The organism is Paracoccus broussonetiae (genome assembly GCF_031854425.1).
Classification (GTDB): domain Bacteria; phylum Pseudomonadota; class Alphaproteobacteria; order Rhodobacterales; family Rhodobacteraceae; genus Paracoccus; species Paracoccus broussonetiae.
Genome location: NZ_JAVRQI010000005.1, coordinates 190,108 through 207,372, shown reverse-complemented (window position 1 = coordinate 207,372; position 17,265 = coordinate 190,108). Strand labels below are relative to the sequence as shown.

Genomic DNA, 17,265 nt, shown 5'->3' with positions numbered 1-17,265 from the left:
GCGAAATCCTGCGGTCTGAATGTGACAGGCTTTTCCGTTTCCAAGGACGGCACCGTCCAGGTGACAACTATGACAGCGCCGGTGGACAGCGAACCCGGCAAGGTGCAACCTCTTCGGCCTAAACAGTGGGCCAAGAGGTGAGCGATTTGCGAGTTGATTTTCCGGGCCTGCTGATTGAGCGGCATCGTAACGGAACCATGCGTTACCGTGTGCGGGTCGAGGGCAACAAGGCGCGCAGGATCGCGATCCCCGTAACCCCCGAGGATCCCGGGTTTGCCAACTACTACTACGCCGCCCGAGCTGGCGAACAGTGGCAACCACCACGCGAGCGCAATGCCGAACGATCACTGGACTGGCTCTGCCAGCGGTACCTGGATTTTCTCAGCAAGATGGTCGAGGCCGGTCAGATGTCGCCGGCCACACTGAAGCAGCGACGCAGCGTCCTGGGTCGGTTCTGCGACCATACGGACGACGACGGAGATCGATACGGTGCATCGGACATGGATGCCCCCACCAGCGCGCTGGTCGCCATCAGAGATGCTTGGGCCGCCCACCCGGGCGCGGCCGACAATCTCATCAAGTCAGTACGCGCTGTTTACAGATGGGCAATGGAGCGCGGCGAGATCGCGCACAATCCGGCCGCCGGGATCTCGGTGATTAACACTGCCCCCAAGGGCGGAGCGGTGCCATGGACACCGAACGACCTCAAGAAGTTCAAGAAGGCCCACCCCGCAGGAACCACCGCCCATCTATGGCTCACTCTCCAGGCTTTCACCGCTTGCCGTATCGGGGATGCAATCTGGATCGGGCGCGACCAGGAAGTCGCCCGAGCTGGTCAGACCTGGCTGGAGTGGCAACCGCGGAAGAAGGGATCGGCATTCGTGTCCATTCCAATGCTGCAGCCGTTTTACGATGCAACGCGCGCTGCAAAGGTCGTGGGACCTTCCTACCTTTTGAGCGAGAAGGGCAAGCCATTCTCCAGCAGCGAGGCCCTGCGGGTCCGAGTTCAGAGATGGTGTGATGCGGCCGGATTGCCTGGCCGATCATCCCATGGCGTCAGGAAGGCCGTGGCCGAGATGATGGCTGAAGCTGGATGCAGCCAGCATCAGATCATGGCGGTGATGGCACACACCCAAGCGAAGACATCAGAGGTCTATACGAAGGGCGCTGAGAGGCGAATCCTTGCGGCTGATGGCGTGCGTGCGCTGGCTTCTCTGGATTGGTAACACCGACCTCAAAGTAGGAACGGTTGCGTGCCTACTGGTACCTGCAAAACCCCGGACAGCAACCACTTCTTGAACATTTTCACTCGATGCGTACCCATCGCAAACACCAAGCCGCTCGCCGGCATTTCTTCGCCCCACTGCGCACGCATCTTTCGAAGCGCCTCCTCCTCCCCATAGAGTTCGCGCCACTTGAAAAAGGTCCGCTCAGTCTCCCAGTCGATGCAAGAGTGAGTCCGGCGCTTCCCCCCGTGGTCGAAGGTGTATTTGAAGGATACGGGGGGCGAAGTCGCGGGGATCATAGACTTTGCAAACATGTCGCCCTGGTTGATGAGTTGCGACCTTCGCCGGTTCGATTTGTCCAACTCCGCCGACGTCATTCTCGGAGTATGAAATCTCACGTTGTCTGGCCTTATCAGCGCGAGAGATCGACCATTATTTAACTCATCCTCAAGAGAGGAAATCAAAGACCTCTCAACCAGTCCAAACCGCTCCCGCTGCTTCACGTTCCCGACTACGGCGAGTGTCAACGGATCAATTCTCTTGCTCTCGACCCGATCATCGTCCTGTGGGCGGCGCCAACGAACTCGGACAATATCCCAACGGTAAAATTGCCTGCTCTTATCGAGGTCGCGGAAGGCAACTGGATATAGTCGATGCCACCTGCCATTAAGATCGACACCCGCTACGCACACGGTTTCACCGTGCTTCCGCCCCATCTCGGGAGCAGCTTTAATCAGCACTACGACGTCGATTTCCTGTTCGTGGGAAGTAACCGAGCGCGCCATGTTTAAAGGTCAGACCGATACTTTCAGATGCTCGATTTTACCATTGGTAAGCGCCGCCAGTTGCTCTGCGACAATTGTTCTATGGCAGCACGTGTGATCGCGCTCGAAGCATGTGAGGCAAATGCGAAGCCCCCCGATATCTTCGGCCAAGCTTGCCAGCGCCTCCTGCGCTTGTTCAGATTTCATGTGCCCGGAGAAGATCTCGACAAATCGATCATGCTCCCCGGCGCGAGCTGCATCCCTTCCCGGCTTAGGATCGCCGAGTGCCTGGACATGGATGTAGCGGATACCCGCGGCCTCGACCGCCTCGGCAAGCGCACGCTTTGAGAAGCCCTTCTTTCTCGAGATGGGCCTCTCCCTAACGTCAACGAGCACTTGGACCGAGGCATCTTTCAGGCATTCGACATAAGCATGCACATCTGTCTTTTCGTATCCTACAGTATGGATGGTCGTGCCGAGATCATTGCGCCAGTGATGATTCATCTGCTCAGGCCTCTCATTTTTTCAAAGCTTCTATTGTGGGACCAGTTCTTGCAAGCAATTGCTGGCGCCCGGCAAATTATTGCGGGACACCTATCTTGCAACTGATTGATTTCTATAAGGCCCTGTGCGCCCCTTGCGGGACACATCCACCATTGAAATCATTGTATAATTTTTGGAAATGGTGGGCGACCCTGGAATCGAACCAGGCATGGGTCTCCCCGGCGGAGTTACAGTCCGCTGCCGCACCTTGCAGCACGTCGCCCGCCGAACGCCTCGGCGTGGGGGGTGATTACCCATAGGGGGCGGGGGCGTCAAGCGCTGAAACGGGGAAAAATCATCCTGCCGGCAAGAACTGTGCAGGACCCAGCGAAAGGTTGCATTTGTCGGCGATTTCTGCGCTACCACTAACGCAAGCAAGGAAGCGTCATGGCCGAGAAACCGCAGAAAACGAAGAAGCCCACCTGGGTAATCGACAAGGAACGTGCGCGCCGTGCCGCTGCCGCCGAAACCGTCTGGCTGTTCGGCCTGCACGCGGTCCGCGACGCGCTGGCCAACCCCGCCCGTGAAAAGCTGCGCCTTGTCGTGACCCAGAACGCGCTGGACCGGCTGGGACCCCTGCCCGATGGGATCGAACCAGAGATCGCGGATGCGCGCAGCTTCGACAAGACCGTGCCCCTTCCCCCAGAAAGCGTCCATCAGGGGGCCGCGCTTGAGGTGAAGCCCCTGAAATGGGGCAACCTGGCAGATCTGGCGCTTTCAGGTCCGGGCAGGCCGCTGCTGGTTGCGCTGGACCGCGTGACCGATCCGCATAACGTCGGCGCGATCCTGCGCTCGGCCGAAGTGTTTGGCGCGCGCGCGGTCATCGCGCCATCGCGCCACAGCGCGCCTGAAACCGGCGCATTGGCCAAGACCGCCTCGGGCGCGCTGGAGCGACAGCCCTATCTGCGGGTGGGGAACCTTGCAGACGCACTGATCGAATTGAAAGAGATGGGCTATCTGGTCCTTGGGCTTGACGGCACCGGAGAAGAGAGCCTGCCCGACGCGCTGGCCACCCTGTCCGGCCGCGCCCTCTGCCTGGTCCTTGGGGCCGAGGGGCCCGGCCTGCGCGAACGCACGCGTGAGACCTGCGACAAGATCCTGCGCATTCCCTTTGCTGCGGATTTCGGATCGCTCAACGTCTCGAACGCGGCGGCAGTCGGGCTGTACGCGGCCTCACGCATCTGAGGCTAGGAATCACAACGCGGATAGCTGTGCCCCACGCAGGTTGAGATTCGGGCGGGGATTTGTCAGATCAATAGCATATCCCCATTCGCATTGCCCTCCTCACTGCCATGATTCGAACTATCGCCCTGCTTCTGTCCCTGACCTTCGCGAGCCATGCCGCGCAGGCGCAGGATTGGGCATTGGACGGCATGGATCCCGTTTCCTATAGCCGTGAGGGCGCGGCGATCCCGGGACGCTCGGACATCGTGACCATGTGGCGCGGCAAGTCCTGGCATTTTGCGACCGAGGACAACCGCACCGCATTCGAGGCCAATCCCCGTGCATTCGCGCCGGGATTGGGCGGGCTTTGCGTCGTGGCTTTGTCCGAGGGTCGGTCCGAGCCGGGTAACCCGCGCTATTTCGCCGTGATCGGCCAGCGGACCTATCTTTTGCGGTCTGAAGCGGCGCGAAGGCGCCTTCTGGCCGATCCGCAGCACGTGCTGATGCAGGCCAAGGCGGTCTGGGCGCGCCTTCATCCGTAAATTTTTCACAAAATGGTGAAGCCTGTGGAACTTTCGGGCCACAGTGCGCATTTATTTGGGGAACATGGGCACGGAACGCTCATGTTCAGATCACTGTCCCTCGTTCCGCGACTTGCGCCCGGCCAGATACACTGGACCGGGCGCTTTTTCCATGCCACTTTAGTTTGAGATCTGGGGGAGGATCACATGCAGTATGCCATACTTCGCGACATCGGCGTTTCGCCGATGGACGATGACATTGCACGAATCGCCCGCGAAACACGTTGTATCGCCATGGTCGGTCTGTCGCCGAACGAGTTGCGCCCCGCTTGGGGCGTGGCACGGTTTCTGAAGTCCCAAGGGTACCGAGTGATTCCCGTAAATCCGTTTCATGCAGGCACCGAGATCCTGGATGAGCCCGTCTTTGGCAGCCTTGCGCAGATTCCCGCCGATATTCGCGTCGATATGGTGGATATTTTCCGGCGGGCCGAGGCCATCCCCTCGATCGTCGATGAGGCGCTTGCCCATCTGCGTGATGTGCGGACGATCTGGATGCAACTTGGCATCTTTCACGAGCCCGCCGCGCAGCGCGCGCGCGCCCGCGGCCTGACTGTGATCGAGGATCGCTGTCCGAAAATCGAGTTCCCGCGCTTCCTGTAACGGGATCTTCCTGCAACGGAAAAGCCCCGGCTGCCATCTGGCCGCCGGGGCTTTCGGACGTGGATGGGCCACGCCGCGACACCGTCTGTCAGAAGCCGGTATAAAGACCTTCGTAGATCGGACCGAGCGTATCGACCTCGAAGAGCGAACTGACCGAAGTGCCGTTCCAGATGTTCAGGATGGCCTGCGCGAACATCGGTGCGGTCGGCACGATGCGGATGTTGCTGGCCGAACGGACCTTGTCGCCCGGCTCGATCGAGTCGGTAATGACCAGCGATTTCATCACGGATTTCTGCACACGCTCGACCGCGGGGCCGGACAGCACGCCGTGCGTGATATAGGCATGAACCTCGACCGCGCCATGCTCGGTCAGGACTTGCGCCGCCTTGCACAGCGTCCCGGCCGTGTCGCAAATGTCGTCGACGATGATGCAGGTCTTGCCCGTCACGTCACCGATCACGGTCATCTCGGCAATTTCGCCCGGCTTTTCACGACGCTTGTCAACGATGGCCAGGGGCGCGCCGATCCGCTGCGCCAGTTCGCGCGCACGCGCGACGCCGCCGACGTCGGGGGAAATCACCATCAGGTCCGACAGGCGGTCCTTGAAATGGTGCTTGATGTCCAGCGCAAAGACAGGAGCGGCGTAAAGGTTGTCCACCGGGATATCGAAAAAGCCCTGGATCTGTGCGGCGTGCAGGTCCAGCGTCAGGACCCGGTCGACGCCCGCCTCGGTCAGCAGGTTCGCGACCAGCTTGGCGCTGATCGGCGTGCGCGCCTTGGCGCGGCGGTCCTGCCGGGCATAGCCGAAATAGGGGATCACCGCCGTGATGCGCGACGCCGACGAACGCTTCAGCGCATCCGTCATGATCAGCAGTTCCATCAGGTTGTCGTTCGCGGGATTCGAAGTCGACTGGATGATGAACATGTCCTCGCCACGGACGTTCTCATAGACCTCGACGAAGATTTCCTGGTCGTTGAAACGTTCGACGCGCGCCTCGATCGGAGCGACGTTCATGCCGCGATGCATCGACATGCGCCGGGCAATGGCATTGGCCAGCGGCCGGTTGGCATTGCCCGCAATAAGCTTGGGTTCGGTCATGGCCGGCATGGCTTGCTCCGTCTATCAGAATTGGCTGGATTATTGCTGGATTCGTGCGATTGCACACCGCTTATCACCGGGTTAGCTTGCCCGCAAACCCCGGAGGCCCGCTTATGGCGCATATCGACTATTACTTTGGGACACAAAGCCCCTGGACCTATCTTGCCGGTGCCCGGCTTGAGGAAATCGCCGCACGGCACGGGGCCGAGATCACGTACAAACCCGTCGACCTGCTTCAGCTTTTCGACCGGACCGGCGGCGTTCGTCCGGCGAACCGCCATCCTTCGCGGCTGGAGTATCGCGATCAGGAATTGCGGCGCTGGTCCGACCTGTTGGGACTGCCCCTGAACATGCGACCCGCCTTCTGGCCGGTAAATGCCGCTCCTTCGGCCTATGCCGTGATCGCGGCACAAAAGGCTGGCGGAGGGGATCTGGCCGGGCTGGTGCAAAGCTTTGTCCGCGCCGTCTGGGCCGAACAGCTGGACATCGCCGATGATGAGGTCATCCGCGCCAAACTGTCTGGCGCGGGCTTTGATCCGGGTCTCGTCAACAGCGGGCTTTTCATCGGCGCACAGGTCTATGAGCGCAATCTTGAGGAAGCAGTCGAAGCCGGTGTCTTCGGCGCTCCCTTCTATATCGTGCGCGAAAGCAATGAACGTTTCTGGGGACAGGACAGGCTCGACTTCCTGGACCGGCACCTCGCCGCGCTGTGATCGACATGAGCCCAAGAACATGGCCGGGCAACCAGGATCGCCCGGCGCTGGCGCTGCATTGCATGATGGGCAATGCCAGCTATTGGCGCCCCATCGCCGCGCAGCTTCAGGATCTGGTGCAGATAACTGCGCCCGACATGCCCGGCCACGGCGCCAGTCCCGACTGGGATGGCGGCCCACCAGACTTTCACACCACCGTCACCCGGCAGGCAGCGGCGCTGATCACGCGTCCGCTGGACCTGATCGGGCACAGCATCGGCGCGACGGTCGCCCTGCGTATCGCGGTCGCAGCACCCGAGGCCGTGCGCAGCCTGACACTGATCGAACCGGTTCTTTTCGCAGCCTCGCCCGATCCCGACGATACCGAGGAATTGCAGGAAATCAGCGAGATGGCGCAAAATGGTGCGCCCGAGGATGCGGCGCGGCGGTTTCTTACGATATGGGGTGGTCTCGATTGGGACATGCAGACCACGGCTGCTCGCAAGCGATTGGCGCGGCAGATGGCAATGGTCGTTTCCGGCAATGACACCCTGCTGCATGACAGCGCCAATATACTGCGGCCAGACGGGCTGGAATCAATCGACGCACCGGTGATGCTGATCATGGGGCAGGATTCGCCGAACTCGATTCCCTCGATCGCCCAGGCCTTGGCATCGCGTCTTCAGGATGTCGGCCGGGCCGTGGTTCAGGACGCCTCGCACATGCTGCCGATCACGCATCCGACCCAGACGGCCGAGTTGATCCGGCTGAACCTTGAGCGCGCCTGAAAGACCTAGTCGTCCTCAAAATCGTCATTGTGGCGCAACGGCCCGATCGCCATCCAGCTGGCCCGGACACGGGCAACGCGGGTGTCGCCCCAGGTGCGAAACTCGATCTGGAAACCGTCGCGGCTGACCTCGGCCGCGCGCAGGTCGGCGCGCTGGTTCGCATTGGCGCCGATGTCCCACATTACCATCGACACCTGCACGCTCGGCGGTTCGACAAAGGGTTCGCTAAAGCGAACCTCGCGGCGTTCCAGTCGCGGCCCCTCGCCCGTCCACATCGCGCTGCCGTCTTCGAATGCCGAGAACATGTCCACGACACCGCTGGCCACACCGACCGCGAAGTGATCGAATCGCCGCAAAACCGTTACCTCCGGTGCATATTTCAACGCTGCCTTCAAAACTAGTAAAGCCCCGGAACCTCCGGGGCTTACTGTTGTCTGGCATCGCAGCGCCGCTTAGTGCAGGAAGTTCGACTTTTCCGGGTCCAGACCGATATGGGTGCCAAGGGCCTCCATGTCCGCAAGCAGCTTGACGGCTGCTGCGACGATCTCTTCTCCCGTGCTCGAACGCTCCTTCGCGACCTTCACCTGACGCTGGGCCTGAGCCATCATCTCGTTGAAGATCTCTTGCGTCATTTCGGCGCGCGGATGGCCACGCTCGGCCAGAAGGGTGACGGATTCGTTGTTGATCTCGGCGAAGCCGCCGGTCACCGCGAATTCCGTCTCCGACCCGTCAGCCTTGACCACGGTCACAAGACCGGGCCGCAGGTTGACGATGGCCGGCGCATGGCCGGGCATCGCCGTCAGGTCGCCATCGGCGCCGGGCAGGCGCACCTCGCGCACGGGAACGGAAAGCAGGTTCCGTTCCGGCGAGACGAGGTCGAACTGCATCGTGTCGGCCATGTTGCCCCCTTACGCCGCGTCAGCGGCGAGACGCTGAGCCTTGGCTTTCACTTCCTCGATGCCACCGACCATGTAGAAGGCGGCTTCCGGCAGGTGATCGTACTCGCCATTGACCACAGCCTTGAACGACTTGATCGTGTCTTCCAGCGGAACCTGGACGCCGTCCGAGCCGGTGAAGACTTTCGCAACGTCGAAGGGCTGGGACAGGAAGCGCTGGATCTTCCGGGCGCGGGTCACCGTCAGTTTGTCTTCTTCCGACAGTTCGTCCATGCCAAGGATGGCGATGATGTCCTGCAGCGACTTGTACTTCTGCAGGATACCCTGAACCGAACGCGCGACGTTGTAGTGATCTTCACCGACAACCGCCGGATCAAGGATCCGCGAGTTCGAGTCGAGCGGATCGACGGCCGGGTAGATCCCCAGTTCCGAGATCGCGCGCGACAGAACGGTCGTGGCGTCAAGGTGGGCGAAGGTCGTGGCCGGAGCCGGGTCGGTCAAGTCATCGGCCGGGACGTAGACGGCCTGGATCGAGGTGATCGAGCCCTTCTTGGTCGAGGTGATGCGTTCCTGCATCGCGCCCATGTCGGTGGCCAGCGTCGGCTGGTAGCCCACGGCGGACGGGATACGGCCCAGCAGCGCCGACACTTCCGAACCAGCTTGGGTGAAGCGGAAGATGTTGTCGACGAAGAACAGAACGTCGGTGCCCGAGGCATCGCGGAACTGTTCGGCCAGCGTCAGACCGGTCAGCGCGACGCGCATACGGGCTCCCGGCGGCTCGTTCATCTGGCCGTAGACCAGCGCCACTTTCGATTCCGGCAGATTGTCCGGAACGATAACGCCCGATTCGACCATCTCGTGATACAGGTCGTTGCCTTCACGGGTCCGTTCGCCAACGCCCGCGAACACCGAGTAGCCCGAGTGCACTTTCGCGATGTTGTTGATCAGTTCCATGATCAGAACGGTCTTGCCCACGCCTGCGCCGCCGAACAGGCCGATCTTGCCGCCCTTGGAATAGGGTGCCAGCAGGTCGATGACCTTGATGCCGGTGACCAGGATTTCCGAAGCCGTCGCCTGCGAGGCGAAGTCCGGAGCCGGCTGGTGGATCGCACGCTTGTCGGTGACGGTCAGCGGCGCACCTTCGTCGACGGGCTCGCCCACGACGTTCAGGATGCGGCCCAGCGTCACGTCGCCCACCGGAACCATGATCGGCTCGCCCAGGTCGGTGACCGGCAGACCACGGACCAGACCTTCGGTCGCGTCCATGGCGATGGTGCGGACGGTGTTTTCGCCCAGATGCTGCGCGACTTCCAGAACCAGGCGCTTGCCGTTGTTCTCGGTCTCAAGAGCGTTCAGAATCGCGGGAAGTTGGCCGTCGAACTGTACGTCCACGACGGCGCCGATCACCTGCGTGATTTTTCCTTTGGCCTCTGCCATGCTATACCCCTACGTGTCAGAGCGCCTCGGCGCCCGAGATGATTTCAATCAGTTCCTTGGTGATCGCAGCCTGACGCGAGCGGTTATACTCGGTGGTCAGGCGGTCGATCATGTCGCCCGCGTTGCGCGTAGCGTTGTCCATGGCGCTCATCCGCGCGCCCTGTTCGGACGCCGCATTCTCCAGCAGCGCCGCGAAGACCTGCGTTGCCACCGAACGGGGCAACAGGTCGGTCAGGATCGCGTTTTCGTCCGGCTCATAGTCGTAGAGCGCCGAGGCACCGGCCTCGGCCGTCTCGTCGAGAACGGCGGGGATGATCTGCCGGGCAGTCGGAATCTGGCTGATGACGGATTCGAACCGGTTGTAGAACAGCGTGGCCACGTCGAACTGGCCCGCGTCGAAGCGTTCCAGGATCTCGTCGGTGATGCCGCGCGCATTGTCATAGCCAATGCGTTTGACTTCGCTCAGATCGACGTGATGGACGAACAGGTCGCCGAAATCACGTTTCAGCTGCTCGCGGCCCTTCTTGCCCACGGTCAGGATGGTCACCTCTTTGCCCTGCGAGCGAAGCTCGGCAAGGTGCTGACGGGCAAGCTTGACGATGGACGAGTTGAACCCGCCCGCAAGCCCGCGCTCCGAGGTCATCACCACCAGCAGGTGACGGCGATCGTCGCCGCTTCCCGCCAGCAGGCGCGGCGCCGCGTCCGAGCCGGCCGCCGAAGCGGTCAACCCGGCCATGACAGCAGCCATCCGATCAGCATAGGGCCGCGCGGCTTCCGCAGCTTCCTGCGCACGGCGCAGTTTCGCGGCGGCGACCATTTGCATCGCCTTGGTGATCTTGCGCGTGTTCTTAACGCTGCCGATCCGGTTCTTTAGATCCTTGAGGCTGGGCATCTATCCCTCCCCTCAGGCGTAGGTCTTGGCGTAACCGTCCAGCGCTGCCTTGATCGATGCTTCCAGCTCGCCCGCGATCTTGCGGTCGTTCCGGGTCATGTCATCAAGCAGATCGGCTTTCTGGTTGCGCAGATACTGGATCAGGCCCTGCTCCCACTTGGTCACGTCCTTGACCGGAATGGCATCGATATAGCCTTTGGTACCGGCATAGATGACGATCACGATCTCGGCGTTGGTCAGCGGCGAGTATTGCGGCTGCTTCATCAGCTCGGTCAGGCGCGCACCGCGGTTCAGCAGCTTCTGCGTGGCGGCATCCAGGTCCGAGCCGAACTGCGCGAAGGCAGCCATTTCGCGATACTGGGCCAGTTCCAGCTTGACCGGGCCGGCAACGGATTTCATCGCCTTGGTCTGGGCGGCCGAGCCGACGCGCGACACCGACAGACCGGTGTTAACGGCCGGGCGGATGCCCTGGAAGAACAGTTCCGTTTCCAGGAAGATCTGGCCGTCGGTGATCGAGATCACGTTGGTTGGGATATAGGCCGACACGTCGCCTGCCTGGGTTTCGATGATCGGCAGGGCCGTCAGCGAACCGGCGCCGTTGTCTTCGTTCAGCTTGGCCGAACGCTCCAGCAGGCGCGAGTGCAGATAGAAGACGTCGCCCGGATAGGCTTCGCGTCCCGGCGGACGGCGCAGCAGCAGCGACATCTGGCGATAGGCAACGGCCTGCTTGGACAGGTCATCATAGATGATCAGGGCGTCCATGCCGTCGTCGCGGAAATATTCGCCCATGGCGGTCGCCGAATAGGGCGCCAGGTACTGCATCGGAGCCGGGTCCGAAGCGGTCGCGGCGACGACGGTCGTATAGGCCATCGCACCGGTTTCTTCCAGTTTCTTCACCAGCTGCGCGACGGTCGAACGCTTCTGACCCACGGCGACGTAGATGCAGTGCAGCGTCTTCATGCCATCGGCTTCGCGGCCGTTGTAGTTCTGCTGGTTCAGGATCGTGTCGAGCGCGATCGCGGTCTTGCCGGTCTGGCGGTCGCCGATGATCAGCTCGCGCTGGCCGCGGCCGACGGGGATCATGGCGTCAACCGATTTCAGGCCGGTCGCCATCGGTTCGTGAACCGATTTGCGCGGCATGATGCCGGGGGCCTTCACGTCGGCAATGCGGCGCTCGACGTTTTCCAGCGGGCCCTTGCCGTCGATCGGGTTGCCGAGCGCGTCGACGACGCGTCCCAGCATACCCTTGCCGGCGGGAACTTCCACGATGGCGCCGGTACGTTTGACGGTGTCGCCTTCCTTGATCGAACGGTCGTCGCCGAAGATCACGATGCCGACGTTGTCGGTTTCAAGGTTCAGCACCATGCCGCGGATGCCGCCCGGGAATTCGACCATCTCGCCAGCCTGGACCTTGTCCAGGCCATAGACGCGGGCGATACCGTCACCGACGGACAGCACCTGCCCGACCTCGGCCACCTCGGCGTCCTGACCGAAATTCTTGATCTGATCCTTGAGGATGGCCGAGATTTCGGCTGCCTGGATTCCCATTATCCGACCTCTTTCATAGCATTCTGGAGGGAGGCGAGCTTCGAGCGGATCGAGCTGTCGATCATCTGCGAGCCCAGTTTGACGATCATGCCGCCGATGAGGCTCTCATCGACGCGCGTGTTCAGCTTGACTTTCTTGCCCGATTTGCTGGCGAGGGTCTCGGCCAGGCGGGTCTTCTGGTCCTTGGTCAGCTCCTGCGCGCTGACGACATCGGCGGTGACTTCGCCCTTGGCTTCGGCGATCAGGCCGCGCAGCTTGGCGATGAATTGGGGCAACGTGAACAACCGGCGGTTCCGGGCCAGCAGGCGCAGCGTGTTCGCCAGCTCGACCGACAGCCCCATGCGTTCGGCCAATGCGGAAATCGCGGCCTCCTGCGCGTTGCGGTCGTAAAGCGGCGAGACGGTCAGGTCACGAAGATCCGCGCTTTCACCATAGGCGGCAGCCAGGTCGTCGACTTGCGTGGACAGGGCATCAAGACCCGAATCCTTCACCAGTTCGAAAAGGGCCTGTGCATAACGCCCGGCGATATCAGCGGAAATCGAAGCGGAATTGGCCACGGTCATCCTTCCGGTTTGCGCAAGCTCCGCTGGCGGGCCGGTCAGTGGAACCGGTCTGTCACGGAGCGCAGGTCAAGAGGAACTCCAAGCCGTGCCCGACCGAACGTTCCCGAAAATCTGCCGCGTCCTTAGCAGGTGATTTCTTGTGCCGCAACCGCATTGCACACGGAAAAGCGAGCGTTTCCGCCCTTAGTTCGATGACGCCGCGTGGTATGGAAGAACGGTGGCGCTAACGCCACGCGACGATCCGCCGACACTTACCATTCCGAGAGGAAGTTTGCCGAAATTCAACCGTCGCGGGAAAGCTGTCCCTTGCCTTCGCGGACGTGTTTTCCGCGCCCGGTGGCGGGCTTCGGACGGGCGATGCCTTCCAGCACATCCAGCGGGCTTGGAACGCTGACGCGTCTCGTCTTGCCGATGGGGGCCTGCACCTGCTTGCTGAACTCGGCCAGGGTCACGCCCGCCACCAGCATCTGGCTGATGCGCAGTCCGGTTCGCTCCCACATCTGTGCGCTGCGCAGCCAGAAGCGCCGGTCCGAGGGCGGGATGTAAAGCGCGGCCCCCGTCGCCTCGGTGACGAATCCCGCGCTGCGCGCCAGCGCTTCCAGCTGTCCGGCGGTGTAGCTTCTTCCGAAGCCGAACGGCGTCGCATCCGAACGCGCCCACAGCCCGGCCCGATTGGTGGCCATGACCAGCATTCTGCCGCCGGGACCGAGGACGCGCGACGCCTCGGCCAGCAGCGCCTGCGGGTTGTCGCCGGATTCCAGCGCATGAAGCAGCACCAGGCGATCGACGCTGCCCGTATCCAGCGGCCACGCGGTCTCTTCGCACAGGACCGAGCAGTTCGGCAGGCCGGGCGGCCAGGCCATCACCCCTTGCGGCCCCGGCATCAGGCTGATGACCCGACGCGCGCGGCCCCGATAGGGTCGCAGCAGTGGCGCGGCAAAGCCGTATCCTGCCACGGTCATGCCCGCGGATTGGTCGGGCGGCCAGGATTGCGTCAGCCGGTCGCGCAGCACCTTTTGCACCACGCGCCCCAGCGCCCGGCTGTAGTAGAACTTTCGCAGCTCGATCACGTCCTGATGCATTGCGCCTCTCGTTCCGTCGGGCCAGACTGCTGCAAAGTAAAGGAATTGCCAATGCCGCTGGAACTGGTTCCCGTCCGCTGCCTGACCGACAACTATGCCTGGCTTCTTCATGGAAACGGGCAGACCGCACTGATCGACGCGCCCGAGGCCACGCCGATCCTGGCCGAATTGCAAGCGCGCGGCTGGACGCTTAACCTGATCGCGCTGACCCATCATCATGCAGATCACATCCAGGCCGTCCCCGAGATCGTGGCAGCGACCGGGGCAAAGGTCATGGGAAATCCCGCGGATGCCGCCCGTCTGCCCCGCCTGGACCTGCAGGCCGCGGTCGGCGCCAGCGTCGAGATCTGCGGCGAAGCCGCCGAAGTGATCGATGTTTCCGGCCATACGATCGGCCATGTCGCCTTTCACCTGCCCCAGTCCGGCATGGCCTTCACGGCAGACAGCCTGATGGCACTGGGCTGCGGCCGCCTGTTTGAGGGATCGGCCGAAATGATGTGGGAAAGCCTGTCTCGGCTGAACGCCCTGCCCGGCCAGACGCTCATCTGTTCGGGGCATGACTATTGCCGCGGTAACGGCGCGTTCGCGCTTTCCGTCGATTCCGGGAATGATGCATTGCGGCAACGCCTGGACGACACAACTGCGGGTCGCCGCCCCTGCGCACCTGCGACGCTGGATGACGAACGCGCGACCAATCCCTTTCTGCGCCCGCGCGAATTGCGGGACGGGCTGGGCATGACAGGCGCATCGGATGCCGATGTTTTTGCAAGACTTCGCACGATGAAGGACACGTTCTGACCCGGTCCTTGCGGCATACCAGAAGCATTGCAGCAGGTGCGGCGCCCCATGTTGCCCCTGTCCACCCCGGTTGCGGATGCTTGAAAAGCCAGCACCCGAACATCACATCCTATTCAACCGCCGGAGTTTCGGCATGAGCGGATGCAGATACCGCTTGAATTGCGCGAAATTCCACCAAATTCTAACCTTATGGTGACAGTCTGGTCAGGTGGACCGCCAGATTTGGTGGCCCAAACCGCCAGCAGACTGACAGGAGCTGAACCGTGCCGTCCTTTTCGAACACGCTGGAACAGGCCATTCATTCCGCGCTGGCATTGGCCAATGAGCATCGGCATGAACTGGCGACACTCGAACATCTTTTGCTGGCGCTGACCGACGAACCCGATGCCGTGAAGGTCATGCGGGCATGCAACGTCGACCTGGACGAATTGCGGCGGATGCTGGTGGAATTCATCGAAGATGATCTTTCGACCCTCATCACCGATGTCGAAGGGTCGGAGGCCGTCCCGACCGCCGCATTCCAGCGGGTGATCCAGCGCGCCGCGATCCATGTCCAGTCCTCGGGCCGGACCGAGGTGACGGGCGCCAATGTGCTGGTCGCGATCTTTGCCGAACGCGAATCCAATGCCGCATTCTTTCTCCAAGAACTGGACATGACCCGTTACGACGCGGTCAACTTCATCGCGCATGGCGTGGCGAAGAATCCGTCATTCTCGGAAAGCCGTCCCGTTCAGGGGGCCGATCAGCCGGGCGAGCAGGCCCAGGCGGAGCAAGCGCCGGCCAAGGACGAATCCGCGCTGGCGAAATACTGCGTCAACCTGAACAAGAAAGCCTCGCGCGGGGATGTTGACCCGCTGATCGGCCGCGCGGACGAGGTGGAGCGCTGCATCCAGGTTCTGTGCCGCAGGCGCAAGAACAACCCGCTTCTGGTGGGCGATCCCGGCGTGGGCAAGACCGCCATCGCCGAGGGGTTGGCGCTGAAGATCACGCGGGGCGAGACCCCCGACGTGCTGGCCGGTTCGACCATCTTCTCGCTCGACATGGGCGCGCTTCTGGCCGGAACCCGCTATCGCGGCGACTTTGAGGAACGGCTGAAAGCCGTTGTGAAAGAGCTTGAAGATCACCCCGACGCCATTCTTTTCATTGACGAGATCCACACCGTCATCGGCGCCGGCGCGACCTCTGGCGGGGCGATGGACGCCTCGAACCTGCTGAAACCGGCGCTGTCGGGCGGCAAGCTGCGCTGCATGGGTTCGACCACCTACAAAGAATTCCGTCAGCATTTCGACAAGGATCGCGCGCTGTCCCGCCGCTTCCAGAAGATCGACGTGAACGAGCCGAACGTGCCCGACACGATCAAGATCCTGATGGGACTGAAACCCAGCTTCGAAAAGCATCACGACCTGCGCTATACCAACGACGCGATCAAGACCGCGGTTGAGCTTTCGGCGCGCTACATCCATGACCGCAAGCTGCCCGACAAGGCGATCGACGTGATCGACGAAGCAGGCGCGGCGCAGCATCTGATCTCGGAGAGCAAGCGCCGCAAGACCATCGGCCCGAAAGAGATCGAGGCGGTGGTCGCCAAGATCGCGCGCATTCCTCCGAAGAACGTGTCCAAGGACGATGCGGCGGTGCTGCGGGACATGGAGGCCACCCTGAAGCGCCTGGTCTTCGGGCAGGATGCCGCGATCGAGGCGCTGTCCTCGTCGATCAAGCTGGCGCGGGCGGGACTGCGCGAGCCTGAAAAGCCGATCGGGAACTACCTCTTCGCGGGTCCCACCGGCGTCGGCAAGACCGAGGTGGCCAAGCAGCTCGCCTCGACCCTGGGCGTCGAGTTGCTGCGTTTCGACATGTCGGAATACATGGAGAAACACGCGGTCAGTCGCCTGATCGGCGCGCCTCCGGGTTATGTCGGCTTCGACCAGGGCGGGCTTCTGACCGATGGCGTGGACCAGCATCCGCATTGTGTGCTGCTGCTGGACGAAATCGAAAAGGCGCATCCGGATGTCTTCAACATCCTGCTGCAGGTCATGGACCACGGAAAACTGACCGACCATAACGGTCGCCAGGTCGATTTCCGCAACGTGATCCTGATCATGACTTCGAACGCGGGCGCCGCAGACCAGGCCAGGGCCGCTTTCGGCTTCGGCCGCGAACGCCGCGAGGGTGAGGATACCGCCGCGATCGAGCGGACCTTCACCCCCGAATTCCGCAACCGTCTGGATGCGGTCATCAGCTTCGCGCCCCTTTCGCGCGAAGTGATCGTCCAGGTTGTCGAAAAATTCGTGCTGCAACTGGAAGCCCAACTGATCGACCGTGGCGTCCATATCGAACTGACCTCCGAGGCTGCCCATTGGCTGGCCGAAAAGGGCTATGACGACAAGATGGGCGCGCGTCCGCTGGGCCGCGTGATCCAGGAAACGATCAAGAAGCCGCTGGCCGAGGAACTGCTGTTCGGTCGCCTGACCAAAGGCGGCGTCGTCCGGGTCCGGATCGAGGATGACAAACCCGTCTTCGACATCACCGGTCCCGAGGCGCCCCGGATCAGCAATTCCAAACCCCCGCTGCTGACGGCGGACTGACCGTCAG

Annotated in this window: 18 protein-coding genes and 1 tRNA gene; 8 read left to right on the top strand and 11 right to left on the bottom strand. The window is 62.2% G+C overall.

Features of this window, described 5'->3' with window-relative positions; translation table 11 throughout:
* The first annotated feature begins 137 nt into the window (after positions 1–137).
* On the top strand, positions 138–1,226 hold the full coding sequence (locus RM190_RS08415; RefSeq protein WP_311758968.1) for a tyrosine-type recombinase/integrase: 1,089 nt from the start codon (positions 138–140) through the stop codon (positions 1,224–1,226).
* An 8-nt stretch (positions 1,227–1,234) separates the two neighbouring features.
* On the opposite strand, the gene RM190_RS08410 is transcribed toward RM190_RS08415, so the two are convergent.
* The 3 genes from RM190_RS08410 to RM190_RS08400 all read right to left on the bottom strand — a co-directional run bounded on the left by RM190_RS08410 (position 1,235) and on the right by RM190_RS08400 (position 2,757).
* Positions 1,235–2,011 carry a hypothetical protein gene (locus RM190_RS08410; RefSeq protein WP_311758967.1) on the bottom strand — a complete coding sequence of 259 codons (777 nt, stop codon included), beginning with the start codon at positions 2,009–2,011 and terminating at the stop codon, positions 1,235–1,237.
* Between the two features lie 9 nt (positions 2,012–2,020).
* Entirely contained in the window at positions 2,021–2,494 is a 474-nt protein-coding gene (locus RM190_RS08405; RefSeq protein WP_311758966.1) for a DUF488 domain-containing protein, read from the bottom strand.
* A gap of 179 nt (positions 2,495–2,673) precedes the next feature.
* Positions 2,674–2,757 (bottom strand) — tRNA-Tyr (locus RM190_RS08400).
* 163 nt (positions 2,758–2,920) lie between these two features.
* Here RM190_RS08400 and rlmB point away from each other — a divergent pair.
* From rlmB to RM190_RS08385, 3 genes are all read left to right on the top strand, one after another.
* Entirely contained in the window at positions 2,921–3,718 is a 798-nt protein-coding gene (gene rlmB / locus RM190_RS08395; protein WP_311758965.1) for a 23S rRNA (guanosine(2251)-2'-O)-methyltransferase RlmB, read from the top strand.
* A gap of 107 nt (positions 3,719–3,825) precedes the next feature.
* Complete coding sequence (locus RM190_RS08390; RefSeq protein WP_311758964.1) at positions 3,826–4,239, top strand: YHS domain-containing (seleno)protein; 414 nt, start codon at positions 3,826–3,828, stop codon at positions 4,237–4,239.
* A 186-nt stretch (positions 4,240–4,425) separates the two neighbouring features.
* The gene (locus RM190_RS08385; RefSeq protein ID WP_311758963.1) at positions 4,426–4,878 is read left to right on the top strand and encodes a CoA-binding protein; all 453 of its coding nucleotides are present in this window, start codon (positions 4,426–4,428) and stop codon (positions 4,876–4,878) included.
* Positions 4,879–4,966: 88 nt separating this feature from the next.
* Here the strand turns inward: RM190_RS08385 and RM190_RS08380 are convergent, their stop codons facing one another.
* Positions 4,967–5,986, bottom strand: a complete 1,020-nt coding sequence (locus RM190_RS08380) for a ribose-phosphate pyrophosphokinase (RefSeq protein ID WP_311758962.1) — start codon at positions 5,984–5,986, stop codon at positions 4,967–4,969.
* A 104-nt stretch (positions 5,987–6,090) separates the two neighbouring features.
* Between RM190_RS08380 and RM190_RS08375 the strand changes: the two genes are divergently transcribed.
* On the top strand, positions 6,091–6,690 hold the full coding sequence (locus RM190_RS08375) for a 2-hydroxychromene-2-carboxylate isomerase (protein ID WP_311758961.1): 600 nt from the start codon (positions 6,091–6,093) through the stop codon (positions 6,688–6,690).
* Between the two features lie 5 nt (positions 6,691–6,695).
* Positions 6,696–7,457, top strand: a complete 762-nt coding sequence (locus RM190_RS08370) for an alpha/beta fold hydrolase (RefSeq protein ID WP_311758960.1) — start codon at positions 6,696–6,698, stop codon at positions 7,455–7,457.
* Positions 7,458–7,462: 5 nt separating this feature from the next.
* Here RM190_RS08370 and RM190_RS08365 read toward each other — a convergent pair whose 3' ends face one another.
* The 7 genes from RM190_RS08365 to RM190_RS08335 all read right to left on the bottom strand — a co-directional run bounded on the left by RM190_RS08365 (position 7,463) and on the right by RM190_RS08335 (position 13,875).
* The gene (locus tag RM190_RS08365; RefSeq protein ID WP_311759061.1) at positions 7,463–7,813 is read right to left on the bottom strand and encodes an H-type lectin domain-containing protein; all 351 of its coding nucleotides are present in this window, start codon (positions 7,811–7,813) and stop codon (positions 7,463–7,465) included.
* Positions 7,814–7,909: 96 nt separating this feature from the next.
* The gene (locus RM190_RS08360) at positions 7,910–8,356 is read right to left on the bottom strand and encodes a F0F1 ATP synthase subunit epsilon (RefSeq protein ID WP_311758959.1); all 447 of its coding nucleotides are present in this window, start codon (positions 8,354–8,356) and stop codon (positions 7,910–7,912) included.
* A gap of 9 nt (positions 8,357–8,365) precedes the next feature.
* Positions 8,366–9,790 (bottom strand): F0F1 ATP synthase subunit beta, encoded by a 1,425-nt coding sequence (atpD, locus tag RM190_RS08355; RefSeq protein WP_311758958.1) that lies wholly within the window; start codon positions 9,788–9,790, stop codon positions 8,366–8,368.
* A gap of 16 nt (positions 9,791–9,806) precedes the next feature.
* Positions 9,807–10,682, bottom strand: a complete 876-nt coding sequence (locus tag RM190_RS08350) for a F0F1 ATP synthase subunit gamma (protein WP_311758957.1) — start codon at positions 10,680–10,682, stop codon at positions 9,807–9,809.
* A 12-nt stretch (positions 10,683–10,694) separates the two neighbouring features.
* Positions 10,695–12,230: a F0F1 ATP synthase subunit alpha gene (atpA, locus tag RM190_RS08345; protein ID WP_311758956.1), complete on the bottom strand. Its 1,536-nt coding sequence runs from the start codon at positions 12,228–12,230 to the stop codon at positions 10,695–10,697.
* Complete coding sequence (locus RM190_RS08340; RefSeq protein WP_311758955.1) at positions 12,230–12,787, bottom strand: F0F1 ATP synthase subunit delta; 558 nt, start codon at positions 12,785–12,787, stop codon at positions 12,230–12,232. The genes atpA and RM190_RS08340 overlap by 1 nt, the downstream gene beginning before the upstream one ends.
* Before the next feature lie 287 nt (positions 12,788–13,074).
* Positions 13,075–13,875 carry a class I SAM-dependent methyltransferase gene (locus tag RM190_RS08335; RefSeq protein ID WP_311758954.1) on the bottom strand — a complete coding sequence of 267 codons (801 nt, stop codon included), beginning with the start codon at positions 13,873–13,875 and terminating at the stop codon, positions 13,075–13,077.
* A 51-nt stretch (positions 13,876–13,926) separates the two neighbouring features.
* Between RM190_RS08335 and gloB the strand changes: the two genes are divergently transcribed.
* On the top strand, positions 13,927–14,673 hold the full coding sequence (gene gloB / locus RM190_RS08330; RefSeq protein ID WP_311758953.1) for a hydroxyacylglutathione hydrolase: 747 nt from the start codon (positions 13,927–13,929) through the stop codon (positions 14,671–14,673).
* Between the two features lie 263 nt (positions 14,674–14,936).
* On the top strand, positions 14,937–17,258 hold the full coding sequence (gene clpA, locus RM190_RS08325) for an ATP-dependent Clp protease ATP-binding subunit ClpA (protein ID WP_311758952.1): 2,322 nt from the start codon (positions 14,937–14,939) through the stop codon (positions 17,256–17,258).
* Positions 17,259–17,265: the final 7 nt, after the last annotated feature.